This is a genomic window from Amycolatopsis echigonensis (genome assembly GCF_002846615.1).
Lineage (GTDB): Bacteria > Actinomycetota > Actinomycetes > Mycobacteriales > Pseudonocardiaceae > Amycolatopsis > Amycolatopsis echigonensis.
In genome coordinates this window covers 8,101,771-8,120,798 of record NZ_PJMY01000003.1, presented here as the reverse complement: position 1 = coordinate 8,120,798, position 19,028 = coordinate 8,101,771, and the positions used below count along the sequence as shown (strand labels likewise).

At 70.0% G+C, this 19,028-nt stretch carries 15 protein-coding genes; 6 read left to right on the top strand and 9 right to left on the bottom strand.

All coding sequences use genetic code 11. The features are described 5' to 3' along the window. The first annotated feature begins 53 nt into the window (after positions 1-53). Positions 54-254, top strand: a complete 201-nt coding sequence (locus ATK30_RS44905; RefSeq protein WP_143271491.1) for a hypothetical protein — start codon at positions 54-56, stop codon at positions 252-254. A gap of 568 nt (positions 255-822) precedes the next feature. On the opposite strand, the gene pqqB is transcribed toward ATK30_RS44905, so the two are convergent. From pqqB to pqqA, 5 genes are all read right to left on the bottom strand, one after another. Next, positions 823-1,692, bottom strand: coding sequence for a pyrroloquinoline quinone biosynthesis protein PqqB (pqqB, locus tag ATK30_RS43375; protein WP_101440456.1), 870 nt, complete (start codon positions 1,690-1,692; stop codon positions 823-825). Beyond that, on the bottom strand, positions 1,689-2,762 hold the full coding sequence (gene pqqE / locus ATK30_RS43370; protein ID WP_101440455.1) for a pyrroloquinoline quinone biosynthesis protein PqqE: 1,074 nt from the start codon (positions 2,760-2,762) through the stop codon (positions 1,689-1,691). Before pqqE ends, pqqB begins: the two co-directional genes overlap by 4 nt. After that, entirely contained in the window at positions 2,753-3,025 is a 273-nt protein-coding gene (gene pqqD, locus ATK30_RS43365) for a pyrroloquinoline quinone biosynthesis peptide chaperone PqqD (RefSeq protein ID WP_101440454.1), read from the bottom strand. Before pqqD ends, pqqE begins: the two co-directional genes overlap by 10 nt. A gap of 4 nt (positions 3,026-3,029) precedes the next feature. Next, positions 3,030-3,728: a pyrroloquinoline-quinone synthase PqqC gene (gene pqqC, locus ATK30_RS43360; protein ID WP_101440453.1), complete on the bottom strand. Its 699-nt coding sequence runs from the start codon at positions 3,726-3,728 to the stop codon at positions 3,030-3,032. A gap of 80 nt (positions 3,729-3,808) precedes the next feature. Continuing rightward, the gene (gene pqqA / locus ATK30_RS43355) at positions 3,809-3,904 is read right to left on the bottom strand and encodes a pyrroloquinoline quinone precursor peptide PqqA (protein WP_101440452.1); all 96 of its coding nucleotides are present in this window, start codon (positions 3,902-3,904) and stop codon (positions 3,809-3,811) included. A gap of 310 nt (positions 3,905-4,214) precedes the next feature. On the opposite strand from pqqA, the gene ATK30_RS43350 reads away from it, so the two are divergent. The 5 genes from ATK30_RS43350 to ATK30_RS43330 all read left to right on the top strand — a co-directional run bounded on the left by ATK30_RS43350 (position 4,215) and on the right by ATK30_RS43330 (position 12,409). Next, positions 4,215-6,995: a glycoside hydrolase family 2 protein gene (locus tag ATK30_RS43350; protein ID WP_101440451.1), complete on the top strand. Its 2,781-nt coding sequence runs from the start codon at positions 4,215-4,217 to the stop codon at positions 6,993-6,995. Between the two features lie 241 nt (positions 6,996-7,236). After that, positions 7,237-7,938, top strand: coding sequence for an IclR family transcriptional regulator (locus ATK30_RS43345; protein WP_244194902.1), 702 nt, complete (start codon positions 7,237-7,239; stop codon positions 7,936-7,938). 97 nt (positions 7,939-8,035) lie between these two features. Then, positions 8,036-9,652, top strand: coding sequence for a benzoylformate decarboxylase (mdlC, locus tag ATK30_RS43340; protein WP_101440449.1), 1,617 nt, complete (start codon positions 8,036-8,038; stop codon positions 9,650-9,652). Next, positions 9,649-11,109, top strand: a complete 1,461-nt coding sequence (locus tag ATK30_RS43335; protein WP_101440448.1) for an aldehyde dehydrogenase family protein — start codon at positions 9,649-9,651, stop codon at positions 11,107-11,109. The genes mdlC and ATK30_RS43335 overlap by 4 nt, the downstream gene beginning before the upstream one ends. A gap of 43 nt (positions 11,110-11,152) precedes the next feature. Further along, positions 11,153-12,409, top strand: coding sequence for an MFS transporter (locus tag ATK30_RS43330; protein ID WP_101440447.1), 1,257 nt, complete (start codon positions 11,153-11,155; stop codon positions 12,407-12,409). A 1-nt stretch (position 12,410) separates the two neighbouring features. Here the strand turns inward: ATK30_RS43330 and ATK30_RS43325 are convergent, their stop codons facing one another. From ATK30_RS43325 to mgtA, 4 genes are all read right to left on the bottom strand, one after another. After that, the gene (locus ATK30_RS43325) at positions 12,411-13,691 is read right to left on the bottom strand and encodes an ABC transporter ATP-binding protein (protein WP_101440446.1); all 1,281 of its coding nucleotides are present in this window, start codon (positions 13,689-13,691) and stop codon (positions 12,411-12,413) included. 24 nt (positions 13,692-13,715) lie between these two features. Continuing rightward, entirely contained in the window at positions 13,716-15,449 is a 1,734-nt protein-coding gene (locus tag ATK30_RS43320) for an ABC transporter permease (protein WP_101440445.1), read from the bottom strand. Between the two features lie 3 nt (positions 15,450-15,452). Further along, entirely contained in the window at positions 15,453-16,172 is a 720-nt protein-coding gene (locus ATK30_RS43315; RefSeq protein ID WP_101440444.1) for an MgtC/SapB family protein, read from the bottom strand. A 64-nt stretch (positions 16,173-16,236) separates the two neighbouring features. Beyond that, positions 16,237-18,804, bottom strand: a complete 2,568-nt coding sequence (gene mgtA / locus ATK30_RS43310) for a magnesium-translocating P-type ATPase (protein WP_101440443.1) — start codon at positions 18,802-18,804, stop codon at positions 16,237-16,239. Between the last annotated feature and the right edge of the window lie 224 nt (positions 18,805-19,028).

Genomic DNA, 19,028 nt, shown 5'->3' with positions numbered 1-19,028 from the left:
TCTCGTCGAGTCACGGAGCGAGTGGGCAGGGCTGGACGGTTACGGGCTGGGGGATGGCTTCTGCGGTTCGTTCGTGGGCGGGCTTGATCCGCCGGAGGTGGTGCGGCGGTTCGGAGCCGCCGGGTGGGGAGCAGGTGGCCATCGGGGAGATGAACGGGCTGGTCGCGGAATACGTCGCGCACACCAGGTGCGCCGCCGCGTGCCTGCGGGAAGGCTCGCGTGTCGAGAAGCGGGACACTGCGGTGGAGAAGTGATGGGCGGGCAGCCGAGTGTGCGGTGGTTGTCGGGACGGGCGGTTCGTGGTGTGCGCCTGCTGAGACTTCGCTGCCGAGGACGTGACCGCGGACGCGCTGCTGATTGGTGATGTGCGCCTGCTGAGACGTGGTCGAGGATCTCGGGCTGGCGTTCACCGCGTGAACTCGGTTCCGTTCGGTGCCGATTCCGGTCGGTGGCGGGAAATGTGGCCTGTTCCAGAGCAAGCGGGTCGGTGGCCGCTGCGGTGCTGTTGTGGTGGTGATGCTGTGTGGGTGGTGCGTGGGTGGCTGGCTTACGTGTGAGTTCGGTTCTGTCCGGCGGCAGGTGCGGTTCTGCCGTGGCAGCGAACGTGTGTGGGCGAAGCGTAAGTGGCTGATCGGATGGTGTGCGCCTGCTGAGGCCTGGTCGATGATCTCGGGCTGGCGTTCACCGCGTGAACTCGGTTCCGTTCGGTGCCGATTCCGGTCGGTGGCGGGAAATGCGGAGTGTTCCAGAGCAGCCGGGTCGGTGGCCGGTGCGGTTCTGCTGTGGTGGTGATGCCGTGTGGGCGATACGTGGGTGGCTGGCTCAGAGGGTGAACTCCGTTCCATCCGGCGGCAGTTCCGCTCCAGCGCCCACCACCGCGGCGTGCTCTGGGCCAGCTGGGTCGACGGCTGGGTTCGTGTTGTTCAGGTGCGTGTATGCCCACCGAGTGGTGCCCGGGCGGTTGGTGAGCGTCGGCAGCGTCGTGGTGATCGGCAGATGGCCCATCGACTGCTGGGCAGTCAGGTCGGCGTTGTCGGTGGCGGTCGTGAATTCGCTGCCGCGGTAGAAGGTGCCGTCCAGCAGGACGACGTTCGCGCCGTTGGCGAACGCGTCGAAGCCGGGCGGCCAGGTGCGCAGGCAGGGCGCGTAGACGAGCGTGCCGCCGGTTGTCGGGTCGTGGATGCGGTAGGCGACGACCCACGGGCCGGGATGAGTAGACGAGCGAGCGTATTTCGGTTGTTTGTCGCTGACCGGAAGCGAGGTGATCCGCAGGCCGTCGACGGTGGTCTCAGTGGAGGGGAGCCAGGTCCAGTCGTGGTACTGGCTGATGATGGGGCGGGCGGGGAAGTGGTCGGTCAGCGCGTGCAGCGCGGCGGCGGGGGCGTGGATGGTGAGGGCCGCTGCCTCGCGGAGCATGAGCAGGCCGAGCGTGTGGTCCAGTTCGGCGTCGGTGAGCAGGACTGTGCGCAGCGGCGTCTCGCGCGGGCCTGGGCCGGCGCGCAGGGCCGGGGTCGCCAGGATTTGGGCGCGGATGTCGGGCGAGGCGTTGAGAAGGTGCCAGGTGCGGCCGTCCGCGCTGAAGGCGACGCTGTCTTGCGTACGCGGGGGCGAGCCGGACGTGCAGGTGGTGCAGGCGCAGTTCCACTGCGGGAAGCCGCCCCCGGCCGCGGTGCCTAGGAGGATGACTTTCACCGGGCTGGGCCGCGCAGGACTAAGTCCGAAGTGGACGGTGCGGCGAGGATCAGGTCGACGGTGCCGCGGTGTGGGGACCGGGAGCAGACGGGGTCGGCGTTGGCTGCGTCGCCGGTGAGCTGGAACGCCTGGCAGCGGCAGCCGCCGAAGTCGGTGGTGCGGCGGTCGCAGGTGCGGCACGGATCGCGCATCCACTCCTCGCCGCGGTAGGCGCTGAAGGATTCCGAGCGGTACCAGATGTCGGCCAAGGCGGTGTCGCGGACATTGTCGAGGGCGAGCGTGGTGATCGCGCTGGCGGCGGGACAGGGAAGAACGGTGCCGTCGGGCGCGATGGTGAGTTGCCGCGCGCCCCAGCCGTGCATGCAGGGCTTCGGGAATGGCTCATAGTAGTCGGCGACGACGTAGATGATCTCCATTGTGCCGCGGAGACGTTCGACGGCCGCGCGGACCACGAGTTCCGCGGCGGCGAGTTGCGCGCGGGTGGGCATCAGTGCGTCGCGGTTGCGCAGGGCCCAGCCGTAATACTGCGTGTTGGCCAGTTCGAGGCGATCTGCGCCCATGGACTCCGCCAGGGCGATGATCTCGCCTAGCTGGTCATGGTTTTGCCGGTGCAGTACCACGTTGACCGTCAGGGGAAGGCCCGCGTTCTTCACGAGTTCGGCGGCGGCCAGTTTTCGGTCGAAGGCCTTCGCTCCGGCGAGCAGGTTCGCGCGCTCTGGGGTGGCGGCTTGCGCGGAGAGTTGGACGTGGGCCAGGCCCCGTTCGACGAGGTCGTGCAGCCGTGGTTCGGTCAGGCCGAGGCCGGAGGTGACGAGGTTGACGTAGCAGCCAAGGCCGCTCGCGTGCGTGACCAGCTGCGGAAGGTCCGAGCGCGCCAGTGGTTCACCTCCGGAGAGATGGACCTGGAGCACGCCCAGTTCTCGCGCTTGGGACAGCGCGCTGGTCCATTCCACTGTGGACATTTCCGCGGAACGGCTCACGAGCTCCAGGGGATTTGAGCAGTACGGGCAGTGCAGGGGACACCGGTGCGTCAGTTCCGCGAGCAACCCGAGCGGTGCGGTTACGTCCATTCGATCACCCGCCGTTGTCCGAACCGGGTCAGCACGGCCAGGACCTCACTCTCTTGGACGCCTTGGTACCGGCTGCGCAAGGTGGTGACAAATCCGGAGACCGGAGTAGCGCCGTCGCAGAGTTCGAGGACTGCGGTGGCGGTGGAGTTCGGCACCAGCACCCCTTCCGGGAACAACAGCACGTGCACCTCGCGGACGTGATCGAACGTCAGGCGCACGCCGAGACGCAGTTTCGGCACCGACTCGGCGGTGATGGTGTCCATCGGCTCACTCCTTGGCCGCGGCGCGTTCGATGGCGTCGAGCATCGACCACAGGACGTCGCATTTGAACGACAGCGCGGACACCGCCTTCTCCTGCTGCTCGCGGGTGACGCAGTGCCGCACGACAATGTCCAAAGTGTCCTTGCCCTCGCCGGAGACCTTGTCGATCCGGTTGGTGAAATACGCCAGGTCGGCACGGGAGATCCACGAATAGTTGGCCAGGACGTCGGCCACGCGCTGCTGCATCAGGTGCCCGGCGAACATCTCGGTCAGTCCGGAGGCGACGGCTTCGACCCAGGGTTTGGTGCGCGCGAAGGTGACGTAGGCATCGACGGCGAACCGGACGCCCGGCGCGACATGCCGTTCGTCGAGGACTTCGGTGCGCTCCAGCCCGACGGCAGCGCACAACCGCAGCCATCGTTCGGCTCCGCCTTCGCCTTCGACAGCACCGTCGTGGTAGACAATGCGGTCCAGCCAGATTCTGCGGATTTCCGGGATCGGACAGTTGCTGATGATGGCCGCGTCTTTTCGCGGCAGCACGCATTGGTAATACCAGCGATTGGCGGCCCAGAGTTTCAGTTCGTGCTCGGTGAGTTCGCCGGCGTGCATGCGCTGGTGGAACGGATGGCTGCCCCAGTACCGGCGGGCGAGGCTGCGCAGGGCTCCGGTGAACTCCGCCGGGCTCATCGGGTGCACAGTGGACATTCGCGTACTCCGGATTCTCTCTGAGCGGCACAGTTTTCCGGGAAGGACGGGACCGCGGCGGACCGGTCCCGTCCCGCGGCTCACTCCTCCCGGCGGGCCGCGTAGGCGGTGACCTCCATCGGCGTTTCGTACTCGACGAAGTCGGGCGCGGTCCACGTTTCGACGGGTTCGGGCATGGGAAACTCCCTTTCCTTCGGTGGTGCACCGGTGAGCGGGGCATTCGTCCCCGCCGCGAACGCCGTCACCCTAAAAGCGCGAGGCGGCCGGTCGCCAGAGGCGCGGGCCGATTTCCCGCCTAGTTTGTAAATATTCCTTCCTATGGCGCAGCGGTGCTCACTCTCGGGCGCCGCCGCCGGTTGTCCGCCCGACAGAAAGCCTGCCGGGACGCGGAAACCTCCGGATGTCGGTTGACACCGGGGCCGCGCGCGGCCGAATAATAGGGTTCAAGTGCGGTTGACAACGATGTCAGAGGCTTTTGGGAGCGACGTGACCCAGGTGAATCGCAGGCGTTTCCTGTCCGGCGGGATTGCTGTCGCGGGCGGTGGTGTGCTCGGTGCGTTCGGGGTTTCCGGTACCGCCGACGCCGCGTCGGACGCCGGCCCGCGGCAACTCGGCGGCGGGGAGATCGGCAGCGGCTGGACATTCGTCGCGGCGGACGGCACGGCTGCGGACGGGAGTGCGCTGGCCAGCGCGGAAAGCGTTGCCGGGCTGAGGCCCGCCATCGTTCCGGGGACGCCGCTGACGAGCATGATCGCCAACGGCGAGTATCCCGATCCGCTGTACGGCCACATCGTGACCGACACGGTTCCGGACAGCCTCAAGGACACCGGCTACTGGTACCGGGTCGCGTTCCGAGTCCCGAAGCTCATCCCGGGGCAGCGGTTCTGGCTGCAGTTCGACGGGATCAACTACCTCGGGACCGTCTGGCTCAACGGCAGCAAGGTCGGCACGGTCGAAGGTGCGTTCAAGCGGGCGGTCTTCGAGGTCACGGACATCGTGGCCAAGGCGGACGGCGTGGCTTGGCTGGCGGTGCTGGTCGGGAAGCTCGAGTACACCGACCCGCCCGCGTTGCCCAGTTACGCCAGCGGGGTGACGCGGGGCGGGCGCAACGGCGGTCCGACCGGGGTGACGTTGAAGAACGGGCCGACGTTCTTCTGCACCGCTGGGTGGGACTGGCTGCCCACCATCCCGGACCGGGATCTGGGGATCTGGCAGCCGGTCACCTGGCGTACCACCGGGCCGGTCCGGGTCGCTGACGTACAGGTCACCTCGACGCTGTCGCCGGACTTGCGCACGGCGGAGGTCGCGGTCGAGCTTGCGCTGGACAGTGCGGCCGAGAAGTCCGTGGTGGTGACGGGGTCGCTCGACGGGCGGGAGTTTCGGCGGACGGTCAGTGTCCCGGCCGGGGCGTCGTCGGTGACGCTGACGTCGAAGGAGATCGCGTGCCTGCGGCTGGATCGACCGAAGTTGTGGTGGCCCAACGGGTACGGGGAGCCGGATCGGTATCGCTTGACGGTCGGGGTCGAGGTCGGCGGGCAGGTCTGCGACGAGCGGTCGGTCGACTTCGGGGTCCGGCGGATCGAGTACACCACGCCGATGCGGTCGCCGTCCGGGACGGTGAGCCAGTGTTTGGCGATCACGGTCAACAATCAGCCGATCCTGGTGATGGGCGGCAACTGGGGGCTGGACGAGGCGCTGAAGCGGATTCCCCGGGAACGGCTGCGGGCGCAGGTCCGGTTGCATCGGGACGCGAATCTCAACTTGATCCGCAACTGGAACGGGCAGAGCAGTACCGAGGACTTCTACGCCGCATGCGACGAGTACGGGATTCTGGTCTGGCAGGACTTCTTCTGCTCGACCGAGGGGCCGCCTCCGGAGAATGTCGCGAGGGATCTCGCCAACATCCGCGATTGCATTGTCCGGTTCCGCAATCATCCGTCGATCCTGCTGTGGTGCGGCGGGAACGAGGGGCCGCCGCCGCAGCCGCTCATCGACGGGCTGGACGCGCTGGTCGCCGAGCTCGACCCGCAGCGAGTCGTGCTGACCAGCTCCGCCGGGGATACCGGGGCGAATCCGGTCGACGGGTACCGGTCCGGCGGGCCGTACCACTGGGTGCCGCCCGCGAAGCATTTCTCGCTCAACGACGGGACGCAGTGGCCGCCGTTTCACAACGAGGTCGGCTCCTATTCGATTCCGACCCTGGAGTTCATGCGGAAGATGTTGCCGGAGGCATCATGGGAGCATCCGGACGATTTTTGGGCCGACCGGGATGTGAACGGCAACGGCGGCAACGGGGGCGGGGCCGGGTATCTTCGGCTGACTGCCGAGCGATATGGGGAAGTGCGGAATCTTCCCGATTTCGCGCGCAAGTCGCAGTTGATGAATTACGAGTGCATCAAGGCGATCTACGAGGCTCCGGTGGCTCACATGCGGAGCGCCGGGCCTTATCCGCGCACTGGGGTCATCATGTGGATGACCAATCCCGCGCAGCCCAGTTTTGTCTGGCAGATGTACAGCCACGATCTGGAGGCGCATTCGTCGTTCTACGCTGTTCAGCACGCTTGCCGGCGGATCAATGCGGTGCTGGATGCGCAGAATTTCGACGTGGTGGTGGCGAATCATTCCCGGACGGTGGTGCGGGGCACCGTCGAAGCCACGCTCTACGGACTGGACGGCGCGGAATTCGCCGGTAGCACTGTGCGGGTGGACGGAGTGGCCGGTTCTGATCGTGCTGTGGTCGGGAGCCTCGCTTCGCAGGTGAAGGGTGCGCCGTCCGATATTGCCTTCGTTCGCCTGGTGCTCCGGGACCCGCGGGGCGCGGAGGTGGTCCGGAACTTCTACTGGGTCGAGAATCCCGAGCGGGCGGCGGGGTTCGCCGGGCTGGACGGGATGCCCGCGGCTGCTGTTTCGGTGATCGCTGGCGTTTCGCGCGAGCCGGACGGGCTCGAGGTGGCCGTCGACGTGCGGAACATCGGCAAGTCCGTGGCGTTGATGCTGCATTTGCAGGTGTACGACGTCCGGACCGGGGAGCGGGTTCTTCCGGCGACGTTCAGCGACAACTATCTGAATCTGATCGGCGGGGAAGCGGCGACCGTGCGCGTGCGGCTGGACGGCGAGCAGGTGCGGCGGCATCCGGAGGTCGGGGTCCGGATCGACGGGTGGAAGATCGACCAGCGGGCGTCCCGGCTTCGAGGGAGGGGAGTGGCGGTGACGTTCAATCAGGAGGCGCTGGCGACCCGCCCCGCGGTCAGCACGTTCGGGCGGTGATCCGGTCCGGGCGGGACGCCGCGGCTGTGCGGGATCCCGCGCGGAACAGCTGCCCGGCGGCGACGGCGGGCTAGCGCAGTGTCCGGTGTGGACGGTGTGCGCGGCGGCGGGTTGCCGTGTCCGCGGGACTGGCGGATGATGGGCGGCCAGTCCCCGTCCCGTTCCACCGCAGCCCCGGAGGCACGCGATCGCCGGCAACGCCGCCGAACCCGGGCGCACGGTCCTCAGCCGCGCGTTCGCGGTGCTGGATTCCTTCCTGTCGGGCCGCCCCGAGCAGACTCACGGCGAGATCACCCGGGCGACCGGGCTCGCGCCCGCGACGGTGCACCGGCTGCTGGCCGAATTGACCGGATGGGGCGCGCTGGAGCGCACCGGCCGGGGCCGGTACCGGATCGGGCTCCGGCTGTGGCAACTCGGGGCGCAGGCGCCGGGCGGGCGCGAGCTGCGGGACGTCGCGCTGCCGTTCCTGCAGGATCTGCTCCAGGTGACGCACGAGGTCGTGCATCTGGTCGTGCTCGACGGGGACCGCGCGCTGTACCTGGAAAAGCTCGAGGCGCATCCGGACGTCGTCGTCACCTCGCGGGTCGGGCTGCGGCTTCCGCTGCACGCGGCGGGACCGGGCAAGGTGCTGCTCGCGCACGCGCCGCCGGACTGCGTCGAACGCGTTCTGGCCGCCGGGCTGGAACGACGGGCCAGCGGGACGATCACCGACCCGGCGCGGCTGCGGCAGGTGCTCGCGGAGGTGCGGCTGCAGGGGTTCTGCATCTCCCGCGACGAGATGACCGAGGGCGCGTCGTCGGTCGCGGCTCCGGTGCGCGGGCCGGGCGATCAGGTCGTGGCGGCCATTTCCGTGGTGGTGCCCAGCGGCACGCCGAATCTGTCGCCGCTCGTGCCGGTGGTCCGGATGGCCGCGCTGGGGGTCACGCGGGCATTGCAAGGCTGACGAACTTTTCCGCTGAGTGGAAGAGGGGCTGGGCGGCCGGGAACCGAACCGGAACACTCCGGACCGCCCGCTGCCGCTCTGCCGGAGGAGAAAGTCCGTGAGCCCTGCCCCGACCGTTCGCGACGCCGCGTTCGACGTGCTCCGCCGGTTCGGCGCCACGACGGTGTTCGCCAATCCCGGGTCGACCGAGATCGCGCTGCTCACCGACCTTCCCGACGACCTCGAGTTCGTCTTGGCGCTGCACGAGGGTTCGGTCGTCGGGATGGCGACCGGCTGGGCGCTCGCGAACGACCGGCCCGCGGTCGCGATCCTGCACACCACCGCGGGGCTGGGGAACGCGGTCGGCGCGCTCGCGACCGCGCGGGTCAACCGCGCCCCGCTGGTCGTGCTCGTCGGTCAGCAGGACCGACGGCACCTCGCGCTGGAGCCGTTCCTCACCGGCCACCGGCTCGACGACCTCGCCCGGCCCACGCCGGTGTGGATCGCGGAACCGCCGCGCCCGCAGGACGTTCCGGGCGCGCTGGCCCGCGCCTGGCACGAGGCGCGCGAGCACCGCGGCCCGGCGCTGGTGATCGTGCCGATGGACGACTGGGCGCGGCCGGCGGACGCGGACGAGCCGCTGCCCGCCCCGGCCAAGCTGGTCCGTGCGAGCGCCGCCGAGCCCGCGGTGCTGGCCGAGCTGGCGGAATTCCTCAGTACCGCAAGCAATCCGGCCCTGGTGACGGGTGCCGGGGCCGACGACGCCGAATCGTGGCGCGGGCTGACCGCGCTGGCGGAGAAGCTCGCGTGCCCGGTGTGGCAGGAGGCGTTCGGCGCCCGTGCTGGCTTCCCGCAGGACCATCCGCAGTTCGCCGGACATCTGCCGCCGGGCCGCGAGGAACTGCGGAAAGCGTTGTCCGGGCACGACGCGGTGCTCTCGGTCGGCGCCCCGGTTTTCCGGCAGTACCCGCGGGAACCGGGACAGCTGGCCGAGCCGGGCACGCGCCTCGCGGTGGTCACCGACGATCCGGACGAAGCGCACCGCAGCCCGGTGGACCTCGCGGTGCTGGCGCGGCCCTCGGCGGTGTGCGGTGCGCTGGCGGAGCTGGTCCCGGCGCGCAAAGCGGGCGCGGAAAAGATCGGCCGGATGGTCGAGCTGCCGGGAGCGCCGGAGGACGGCGCGCAATTGGCGCCGCAGCACGTGTTCGGGTTGCTCGCGCGGCAGCTGCCCAAGGACACGGTGCTGGTCGAGGAATCCCCGTCGAGCCGTCCGTTGCTGCACGCACTCGTCCCGGCGCGCGAGCCGCTCGGGTTCCTCAGCGCGGCGATGGGCGGTCTGGGCTTCGGCATCCCGGCGGCGATCGGGCTGCGGATGGGCGGATTGAAGCGTCCGGTGGTGGCGGTGATCGGGGACGGCTCGTCGCTGTATTCGATCCAGGCGTTGTGGAGCGCCGCGCATTACGGCGTGGGCGTCCTCGTGCTCGTGCTGTCCAACGGCGGATACGCGATCATGGACAAACTTGCCCGGGGGCACGGAGAACGCACTGCCGGGGGCGGGAAAGCGCCGTGGCCCGGGTTCGACGAGATCAGCGTGAGCGGGCTCGCGAAGTCGCTCGGCTGCCCGGCGCGGCGCGCGGGAACCTACGAGGAGCTGGAGTCGGTGTTGAACGAGGTGCTGCCGACCTTGGCCGCGCGCACGGAGCCGCTGGTGCTCGAAGTGGCGGTGACGGCATGACGCTGCTCGGAAGCGGATGGCAGGGCCGGATCTTCTCCGGCGGCTGGATCCCCGGCGGGGGCGGGGAATGCGACGCGGTCGAGCCGGCCACCGGGAACGCGCTCGCCAGGGTCGGGGCAGCGGCCCCGGAGGACGTCGCGAAGGCTGCCGCCGCCGCGCAGGAAGCGCAGCGCGAGTGGGCTGCTCAGCCGTACGACCAGCGGGCCAGGGTTTTGCGTCGGGCAGCGCGGCTTTTCGAAGACCACGGCGACGAGATCGACGAATGGTTGGTGCGGGAATCCGGGGCCACGCGGGCATTCGCGCAGTTCCAGACCCGCGCGGTCGCGGCCGAGGAATGCCACGAAGCCGCCGCGCTCGCCGCGCATCCCTACGGGGAACTGTTGCGCTCCAGCCAGCCCCGGCTGTCGATGGCGCGCCGGGTGCCCGCCGGAGTGGTCGGCGTGATCTCGCCGTTCAACGCGCCGGTGATCCTGTCTATCCGCGCGATCGCCCCCGCTTTGGCGCTCGGCAACGCGGTGCTGGCGAAGCCCGACCCGCGCACCGCGGTGTGCGGCGGCGTCGTGCTGGCCCGGATCTTCGAGGAAGCCGGTCTGCCCGAAGGTCTGTTCCACCTCCTGCCCGGCGGTGCGGACGTCGGTGCGGCGCTGGTCGAGGACCCGCTGGTGCGCGTCATCGCGTTCACCGGTTCGACGAGCGCGGGTCGCCGGATCGCCGCGGCGGCGGGGGAGCGGCTCAAGCGGGTGCATCTCGAACTCGGCGGCAACTCGGCGCTGGTCGTGCTCGCGGACGCGGATGTCGAGCAGGCCGCGTCGGTCGGCGCGTTCGGTTCGTTCAACCACTCCGGGCAAATCTGCATGGCGACCGGACGCCACCTGGTCGCGGCGGAAATCGCTGACGATTACGCGGCCGCGCTCGCCGAGCACGCGGCCAAGCTGACCGTCGGCGATCCGGCGAAGGGCGACGTCGCGCTCGGTCCGCTGATCGACGCGGGACAGCGCGACCGCGTGCACTCGGTGGTCGCCGGCAGCGTCGACGCCGGGGCGAAGATCGCCACCGGCGGCACCTACGAGGACCTGTTCTACCGGCCGACCGTGCTCACCGACGTCCCGCTCGCCGCGCCCGCCTACGCCCAGGAGGTGTTCGGTCCGGTCGCACCGGTCGTGCCGTTCTCCACAGTGGACGAAGCAGTGCGCCTGGCCGGCGGTACCGAATACGGGCTGTCGCTGGGCATCCTGACCCGGGACACCGCGCGGGGGCTGGCGGTGGCCGAGCGGATCCCGTCCGGCCTGGTGCACATCAACGACCAGACGGTCAACGACGAAGCCCTCGCGCCGTTCGGCGGGGTGGGGGATTCGGGAACCGGCTCCCGGCACGGCGGCGCGCAGGCCAACCTGGAGGCGTTCACCGAAACCCAGTGGGTCACCGTGCGCGGCGACCTTCCGCAGTACCCGTTCTGAAGCAGTATCCGGCCCGGTCCCCTCCGATGACGCAGGTGATGACATGACGGTCTCGACAGATCCGCGGGCGCGCCACGCCCGGTGGGTGGCCCCGCTGTGCTGGACGGCGGTGGCGCTCGAAGGGTTCGACCTGGTGGTGCTGGGCGTCGTCCTGCCCGCGCTGCTCAAGGACAAAGCGTGGGGGCTCGACCCCAACACGGCGTCGCTGATCTCCGCGGTCGGGCTGCTCGGCGTCGCGGTCGGCGCGTTCGCGATCGGCCCGCTCAGCGACCTGTTCGGCCGCCGCGGCATGATGCTCCTGACCGTGACCAGCTTTTCGGTCTGCACGCTGCTCTGCGCCTTCGCGAACGGACCGTGGCTGTTCGGCGTGCTGCGCTTCCTTGCCGGGCTCGGACTCGGCGGCGTGCTCCCGACCGCGCTGGCGTTGATCACCGAGTACGCGCGGATCGGCCGCGGCGGCAGTGCGACCACCGTGCTGATGACCGGCTACCACGTCGGCGCGGTGCTCACCGCGCTGCTCGGAATCCTCGTGCTGCAGCAGTTCGGCTGGCAGTGGATGTTCGTCATCGGAGCCGCGCCCGCGCTGGTCCTGGTGCCGCTGATGATGAAGTTCCTGCCCGAGTCGAAGGCGCTGGAGCGGGCGAAGGAAGCCCGGCGGAACCGGAACCCGCTCGGAGTGCTGTTCCGGCACGGCTACGGCCGGGCGACGATCGCGTTCTGGGTGACGTCGTTCATGGGGCTGCTGCTGGTGTACGGCCTGAACACCTGGCTGCCGCAGATCATGCGCGCGGCGGGCTACGAACTCGGCGCGGCGCTGGCCCTGCTGCTGGTGCTGAACGTCGGCGCGGTGCTCGGCCTGCTGGTCGGCGGCCGGGTGGCGGACCGGATCGGCTATCGGCGCTCGAGCATCGTGTGGTTCGCCGCGGCGGCGGTGTTCCTGGCGCTGCTGAGCATCAAGCTGCCCGGGGCGAGCGTGTACGCCGGCGTGCTGCTGGCGGGGATCTTCACGTTCAGTTCGCAGGTGCTGGTCTACGTGTACATCGCCCGCGTGTACCCCGCCGAGGCGCGCGGGACCGGCCTCGGCGCGGCGAGCGGGATCGGCCGGTTCGGCGCGATGTCCGGGCCGCTGGTGACCGGGCTGCTGCTGTCGGCGGGGCTGGCGTATCCGTGGGGCTTCTACCTTTTCGCGGTGGTGGCGGTGATCGGGGCGCTCGCGATCGCGGTGGTGAACCGGGATCCGGCCCCGGACGCCCCGGCGGACAGCCCGGCGCCGGACGCGGTTCCGGCGCCGGAGAGCTGAGTCAGTCGGCGGTCGTCTGGGCGATCCGGTCGCTGTCGGTGTCGTAGTCGAAGAGTTCCGCGTACCGGCCCCAGTCGATCGCCGTGTCCAGCTGCTGCCGGGCGTCGGCGGCGGAGAAGCCGCGGCGGAGGAGGTCGAGGAAGAACTCCGCGCGCAGCGTGCCGTCCGAACTGGCGGTGAGCGCGTTGACGATCGTGCGCACCAGCGGCGCCCGGTCGCGGACCTGACCGGCGAAGATCTTCTTGCTCGTCTGGATGTCCGCGGTGGTGAACGCGGTGCCCACCGGCGTCAGGTGCAGGTCGCCGCCCGCCACGAAGAGGAGATCGAGCAGGGCAGCGGCGTCGACGAGCGGCAGCAGGTCGTCGACCTCGAAGCTCAGCTCGGCGGCGAGGTCCGGCAGGTCGGCGTGCCCGCCGCGGGCGTGCACGAGTTCGACCAGACCGGCGAGGCCGCCGACCGACGCGTGCGGCAGCGGCCGTGCGGTGGGCGTGGCCTGCGCGGGTTCGACGGCCGCCGGGTCGCGTCCGGTCAGCAGGTCGTAGAGCCGCTCGACCAGCGCGGCGAAGGCGGGGGACTTGCGGTCGCGCGGCCGGGCGAGGTCGACCTCCACTTCCGCGCGCACGTTGCCCGGGTTGGTGCCGAGGACCAGTACCCGGTCCGCGAGCAGCACTGCCTCCTCGATGTTGTGCGTGACGATGCAGACCGCCTTCGTGGGGAAATCGTGGCGCTGCCACAGGCTCATCAGCTCGGTGCGCAGGTTCTCCGCGGTCAGCACGTCGAGCGCGGAGAACGGTTCGTCCATCAGCAGCACGTCCGGTTCGAGCACGAGCGCGCGGGCGAAGCCGACGCGCTGCCGCATCCCGCCGGAAAGCTCCTTGGGGTAAGCGGATTCGAAGCCGTCGAGCCCGATCAGGTCGATCGCCCGCAGCGCGCGCTCCCGGCGGGCTTTCGGCGGGACCCCGCGGGCGGCGAGGCCGAGTTCGACGTTGTCCTGCACGGTCAGCCACGGCATCAGCGCGAAGGTCTGGAACACCATGGCGGTGCCCGGATTCGCGCCGTCGAGTTCGTCGCCGCGGTAGCGCACGGTGCCGCGGGTCGGGCCGATCAGCCCGGCGATCGTGCGCAGCAACGTCGATTTCCCGCTGCCGGACCGGCCGAGCAGCGCGACGATCTCGCCCTCGCGCAGGTCGAGGGTGATGTCGTCGAGGACGCGCAGTTCGTCGCCCGCCGACCCGGGGAAGCTTTTGCTGACGTGCTCGACGGACACGAGGACTTCGGACATGGGGACACCTCTCGCGGAAACGGGTCAGGACAGGGAGAACCGGCGTTCGGCGAGGCGGTACAGCCGTCGCCAGAAGAGCCGGTTGAGGCCGACGACGTACAGGCTCATCACCGCGACGCCGAGCAGGATCCGCCCGGCGTCGCCGGAGCCGGTCGCGTCCGCGATGTACGCGCCGAGGCCGGTCGCGGTGAGCGTGACGCCGTTGTAGGACACGATTTCCGCGACGATGGAGGCATTCCACGCTCCGCCCGCCGCGGTGATCCCGCCGGTGACGTAGCTCGGGAAGATCGCGGGCAGCACCAGCCGCCGCCACCACAGCGCCCGCGGCAGCCGGAGGTTCGCGGCGGCCTCGCGCAGGTCGTGCGGGATGGCCGAAGCGCCCGCGATGACGTTGAACAGGATGTACCACTGCGCGCCGAGGCTCATCAGCAGGATCCCGCCCCAGTCCAGGGAAATCCCGGTGGCCACGAGCGCGGCGGTGATCAGCGGGAACAGGAAGTTCGCCGGGAACGACGCGAGCACCTGCACGACCGGCTGGGCGAGCCGCGACACCCGTGGGTTCATCCCGATCCACACGCCGATCGGCACCCACACGAGCGTGCCGACGACCACCAGCGTCACCACTCGCGCGAACGTGATCAGCCCGAGCAGCAGCACGTGGCCGATCTCGCCGTAGCCGGTGGTCTCGCCGACGAACAGCACCGCGCGCACGGTGCCGTAGAGGATCAACCCGAAGACCACGACGCTGAACACGATGTCCGCGGCGCGCCTGCGGGCGGGGGAGAACCGCAGCGGGTACTCGGCGAGGCCGAAGATCGCCAGCGCGCGGTCGAGCGGGAACACCAGTTTGCCGAGCACCCGGCCGAGCAGCGTCGGGATCCGCGAGCGGCGCAGCAGGTCGAGCACCAGGCTGCGGGGTGCTTCGGCGGCTTCGGAGTTCTCGATGCGGAACCGCTCCGACCACGCCGTGAGCGGCCGCCAGAACAGCACGTTCACGCCGACGACCATGACCACCATGACGCCGACGGCCATCAGCACCTTGCCGAGATCGCCCTGTGCGGAGGCGGTCGCGACGTACGCGCCGATGCCGGGCAGCGCGAACTTCTGGTTGTTCACGCTGAGCGCTTCGGAGGCGGTGAGGAAGAACCAGCCGCCGCCGAAGCTCATCATCCCGTTCCAGACGAGCGGGATCATGCCGCTCGGCACGTCGACGCGCCAGAACCGCTGCCAGCGCGACAGCCGCAGCAGCCGGGACGCCTCGTCCAGATCGCGCGGCTGCGACACGAGCGAGTGGTGGAAGGCGAACGTCATGTTCCACGCTTGCGAGGTGAAGATCGCGAAGATCGACGCGCATTCCAGGCCGAGCTGCGAGCCGGGGAACAGCGCGATGAAGCCGGTGATCGTCACCGAAAGGAACCCGAGCACCGGCACCGATTGGAGGATGTCGAGCGCGGGCAGGAGGATCTTTTCGGTACGCCGCAAACGCGCCGCGGCGGTCGCGTAGACGAAGGTGAATCCGACCGACAGCACGAGCGCGACGAACATCCGCAGGAGCGAACGTCCGGCGTAGTAGGGGAGTTCGGCCGGATCAGTGGACACTGTGGACGGTGCGGTCGCCGGAGTCCACGCGGTGGCGGCCCCGTGCGCGAGCCGCACGATCAGCCACAGTGCCGCGGCGGCGCCGAGGAACACCGCCACGTCGGCGATCGTGCGGCGGGGCCGGACGAGCGCGCCGCGGGTGGGGAAGGTACGCAGCATGGTCTAGTTCTCGCTGTCCTGGTCGGAGTAGGAGTGCTCGGCCTGCCAGCGCACGCTGGTCACCGACGGCTCCATCGACAGCCGGCTCACCGCCGACTCCATCTGCTTGTCGTCACGCTGATCGGCGGACAGTTCGGCGCGCACCTGCACCTGCCCGTCGGTGTCGGTATTGGTGCTGGTGACCGACTGCAGCGCGAAATCGGTGCGCGCCAGCGCCTGGACGAGCAACGCGCGCACGTGTGCTTCGGCGTCGTCCTTGGTCACCGCCAGGAAGGTGTACGACGTCGGGGTCTCGCGGCCGGTCGCCGGACGGCGGTCGACCACCCGGCCGAGCGGGCGCAGCGCGATGTTCACCGCCATCACCACGGCGGTGCCCGCGACCGCGGCCGGGTACAGCCCGGCTCCGGCCAGCGCGCCCACCGCCGCGGAACACCACAGCGTCGCGGCCGTGTTGAGCCCGCGCACGGTCAGGCCTTCGCGCAGAATCACGCCGGCGCCGAGAAAACCGATTCCGGAAACGATTTGCGCGGCGACCCGGGTCGGGTCGGCGCTCGCTCCGCTGAATCCGTGCGCGGACAGCAGCACGAACAGCGTCGCACCGGCCGCGACCAGTGCGTTGGTGCGCAGTCCTGCCATCCGGGCGCGGTATTGGCGTTCAAATCCGATCACTGTGCCGAGGCCCACTCCGGTGCCCAGGCGCAGCAACATCTCCGCAGTCGTCATCTGCGCTCCCACTGATTGTCGCTAAAAGTTCAGAAATGGTCGGGAAAAGCCGGAAAAAGGACAGTTACCACCACGCACGCCGGCGTGCGTAGCCGCGTTTCGCCACCTGAGCTGCCAGCGCGTACCCGGCCAGCACGAGCACCAGCCACAACAGGTAGCCGGCGGGCAGCGCCTGCATCCGCAGCGGTTCGGCCAATGGCGACAGCGGCACCAGCAGGCCGGCGAGCGCCGCGGCTGCCGTGGCCAGCACGACCGGTCGGCTGGCGCGCAACGGCGTGCCGCGACCGCGCAGGACGAGCACGACCAGCAACTGCGAGAGCAGCCCTTCGACGAACCAGCCGGTCTGGAACAGCAGCGGGTCCGCGGCCGCGCCGAAGACGTGCCACAGCACCGCAAAGGTCGCGAGGTCGAACAGCGACGACAACGGGCCGAACACGAGCATGAAGCCGGTCAGCCCGCGTGCGTCCCAGCGGCGCGGCTTGCTGAGGTAGTCGTCGTCCACCCGGTCCCACGCCAGCGCGAGCTGAGCCAGGTCGTAGAGCAGGTTCGACACCACGAGCTGGATCGGCAGAATGGGCAGGAACGGGAGGAACGCGCTGGCCGCGAGCACTGACAACACGTTGCCGAAGTTCGACGCGGCGGTGATGTTGACGTACTTCAGCGTGTTCCCGAGCGTCCGCCGCCCCTCCGCCACGCCACGAGCGAGCACGCCGAGGTCGCGTTCCAGCAGCACCAGGTCCGCAGCGTCCTTCGCCGCGTCGGTGGCGGTGTCCGGGGCGATCCCGACGTCGGCGGTGCGCAGCGCGGTGACGTCGTTGACGCCGTCGCCGACGAAGCCGACCGCACGTCCGTTCTCGCGCAACGCAGTGACGACTCGGGCCTTGTGCGCCGGCGTGAGCTTCGCGAAGACGGTGGTGTCCTTGACGATCTCGCGCAATTCCGCGTCGTCCGCTGCTTCGACCTGGCGGCCGAGCACGACTTCGCCGACCGGGATGCCGGCCGAATCCGCGACGCGCGCGGCGACATGCCGGTTGTCCCCGGTCAGCACTTTCAGCGCGACGCCTTGCTCGCCAAGGGCTTCCACCGCGTTCACGACGCCGTCGCGGACCGGGTCGACGAATCCCACGAAACCGACGAGGATCATCTCGTTCTCGTCAGTTTCGTCGTATCCGTCGAGCCGGGCGTCGACTTCCCGTGCGGCGACCGCGAGCACCCGCATGCCGTGTTCGGCGTACGCGCGCACCAGTTCGTCCGCGCCGATCCGGGCCGCGTGGTCGAATTCGGTGACGACACCGTCGCGGCGCGCGTGGCTGCAGCGCGGCAGGATCTCGTCCGGGTCGCCCTTGCTGATCAGCAGGTGCTCGCTGCCGCGCCGGACCACGACGCTGGCCCGGCGGCGCGCGTGGTCGAACCCGATCTCGGCGACGCCGGTGAACAGCGCTTCGGCGACCAGGTCGTCCTCGCCGTCGAACAAGGTCTCGATCGCCTCGTCCAGCCGGTTGTTCCGGTCAGTCTGGAAGCGCACCGCCAGTCCGGCGTATTCGGCGGCCTCGCCGTCTGGGCTGCCGGAGTAGTCGATGCTGTGCGCGTAGGCGATCCGGTCCTCGGTGAGGGTGCCGGTCTTGTCGACGCACAGCACGTCCATCGCGGCGAGGTCCTGGATGGCGTTGAGCCGCTTGACAATCACCTGCCGCCGGGACAACGCGGCCGCGCCCCGGGCGAGGTTCGTGGTGACGATGACCGGCAGCATCTCCGGCGTGAGGCCGACGGCGACGGCGACCGCGAACATCCCGGCCTGCGCCCAGTCGCCGGTGACCGTGCCGTTGACGACGAGCACGATCGGCACCATCACGAGCATGAACCGCACGAGCGTCCAGCCGACGCGGCGCACCCCGGCGTCGAAGCTGGATTCCGCGCGCGGTTCGGCGGATTGCCGGGCCAGCACGCCGAAGTACGTGTCGCTGCCGGTCGCGGCTACGACCGCGGTGGCGGTTCCGCTGACCACCGACGTGCCCGCGAAGCCGAGCGCGGGCGTCTCGACGAGTTCGTGCTCCTCGGGCTTGCCTGGCTGGGGCGCCCGCTTGGCGACCGGCATCGCCTCGCCGGACAGCGCGGACTGGTCGACCACGAAGTCTTTCGCCGCGACGATGCGCACGTCAGCCGGGATCACGTCGCCGGGTCCGAGCAGCACGACGTCGCCGGGCACGAGATCTCCCGTGGGCACTTCGCGCTCGGTGCCGGGAAAGTCCGCCGCAGCGCGCCGACGCACGGTGACGGTCGTGGTGATCTGGTCGCGGACTGCGCTGATCGCGCGCTCGGACCGGGCGTGCTGCCAGTAACGCAGACCGATGCTGAGCACGACCATCACGCCGACGGTCACCGCGCCGCGGATGTCGCCGACGCCAGCGAAGACCACGCCGAGGGCGGTCAGCAACGCGACGAACGGACTGCGCGCGGCGGCCCAGATGCGGACGGGCGCGTGGACCGTGCCGTCGATGCGGTTGTCGCCGAAGCGGCGCAACCGTTCGGCCGCCTCGTTCTCGGTGAGGCCTTTGGGCGAGCTGTCGAGATTCCGGAAAAGGGTCAGCACCGGCGCGTCGCCGTGGGCGCGCAGGGCGGGAAAGCGGGTCATGGTCGTCCCCTCGAGGTCAGCTGGGCATCAGCGGACCGCGCGGGTTCGTCCGGACCTACCTGGCTGCCGGGGTTCCCGCACGGTCGTGCTGACTACTTCCTTCGCCGGTCACCCGGCTCACCTCCTCCGCAAGACTCATCGGCCGGCGTCGCGCGCCGGCCGGGGACCAGTAGAGCGCAGATCACGGAAACAGTCAAACACTTGTGCAACTGATGGGGGCTAGG

What these genes read in the sequence shown, in the direction of transcription:
- ATK30_RS44905 (WP_143271491.1), top strand. Translation starts at nt 54, where the DNA reads ATGGCTTCTGCGGTTCGTTCGTGGGCGGGCTTGATCCGCCGGAGGTGG.
- pqqE (WP_101440455.1), bottom strand. Translation starts at nt 2,762, where the DNA reads ATGGACGTAACCGCACCGCTCGGGTTGCTCGCGGAACTGACGCACCGG.
- pqqD (WP_101440454.1), bottom strand. Translation starts at nt 3,025, where the DNA reads ATGGACACCATCACCGCCGAGTCGGTGCCGAAACTGCGTCTCGGCGTG.
- pqqC (WP_101440453.1), bottom strand. Translation starts at nt 3,728, where the DNA reads ATGTCCACTGTGCACCCGATGAGCCCGGCGGAGTTCACCGGAGCCCTG.
- pqqA (WP_101440452.1), bottom strand. Translation starts at nt 3,904, where the DNA reads ATGCCCGAACCCGTCGAAACGTGGACCGCGCCCGACTTCGTCGAGTAC.
- ATK30_RS43335 (WP_101440448.1), top strand. Translation starts at nt 9,649, where the DNA reads ATGACGCTGCTCGGAAGCGGATGGCAGGGCCGGATCTTCTCCGGCGGC.
- ATK30_RS43330 (WP_101440447.1), top strand. Translation starts at nt 11,153, where the DNA reads ATGACGGTCTCGACAGATCCGCGGGCGCGCCACGCCCGGTGGGTGGCC.
- ATK30_RS43325 (WP_101440446.1), bottom strand. Translation starts at nt 13,691, where the DNA reads ATGTCCGAAGTCCTCGTGTCCGTCGAGCACGTCAGCAAAAGCTTCCCC.
- ATK30_RS43320 (WP_101440445.1), bottom strand. Translation starts at nt 15,449, where the DNA reads ATGCTGCGTACCTTCCCCACCCGCGGCGCGCTCGTCCGGCCCCGCCGC.
- ATK30_RS43315 (WP_101440444.1), bottom strand. Translation starts at nt 16,172, where the DNA reads ATGACGACTGCGGAGATGTTGCTGCGCCTGGGCACCGGAGTGGGCCTC.
- mgtA (WP_101440443.1), bottom strand. Translation starts at nt 18,804, where the DNA reads ATGACCCGCTTTCCCGCCCTGCGCGCCCACGGCGACGCGCCGGTGCTG.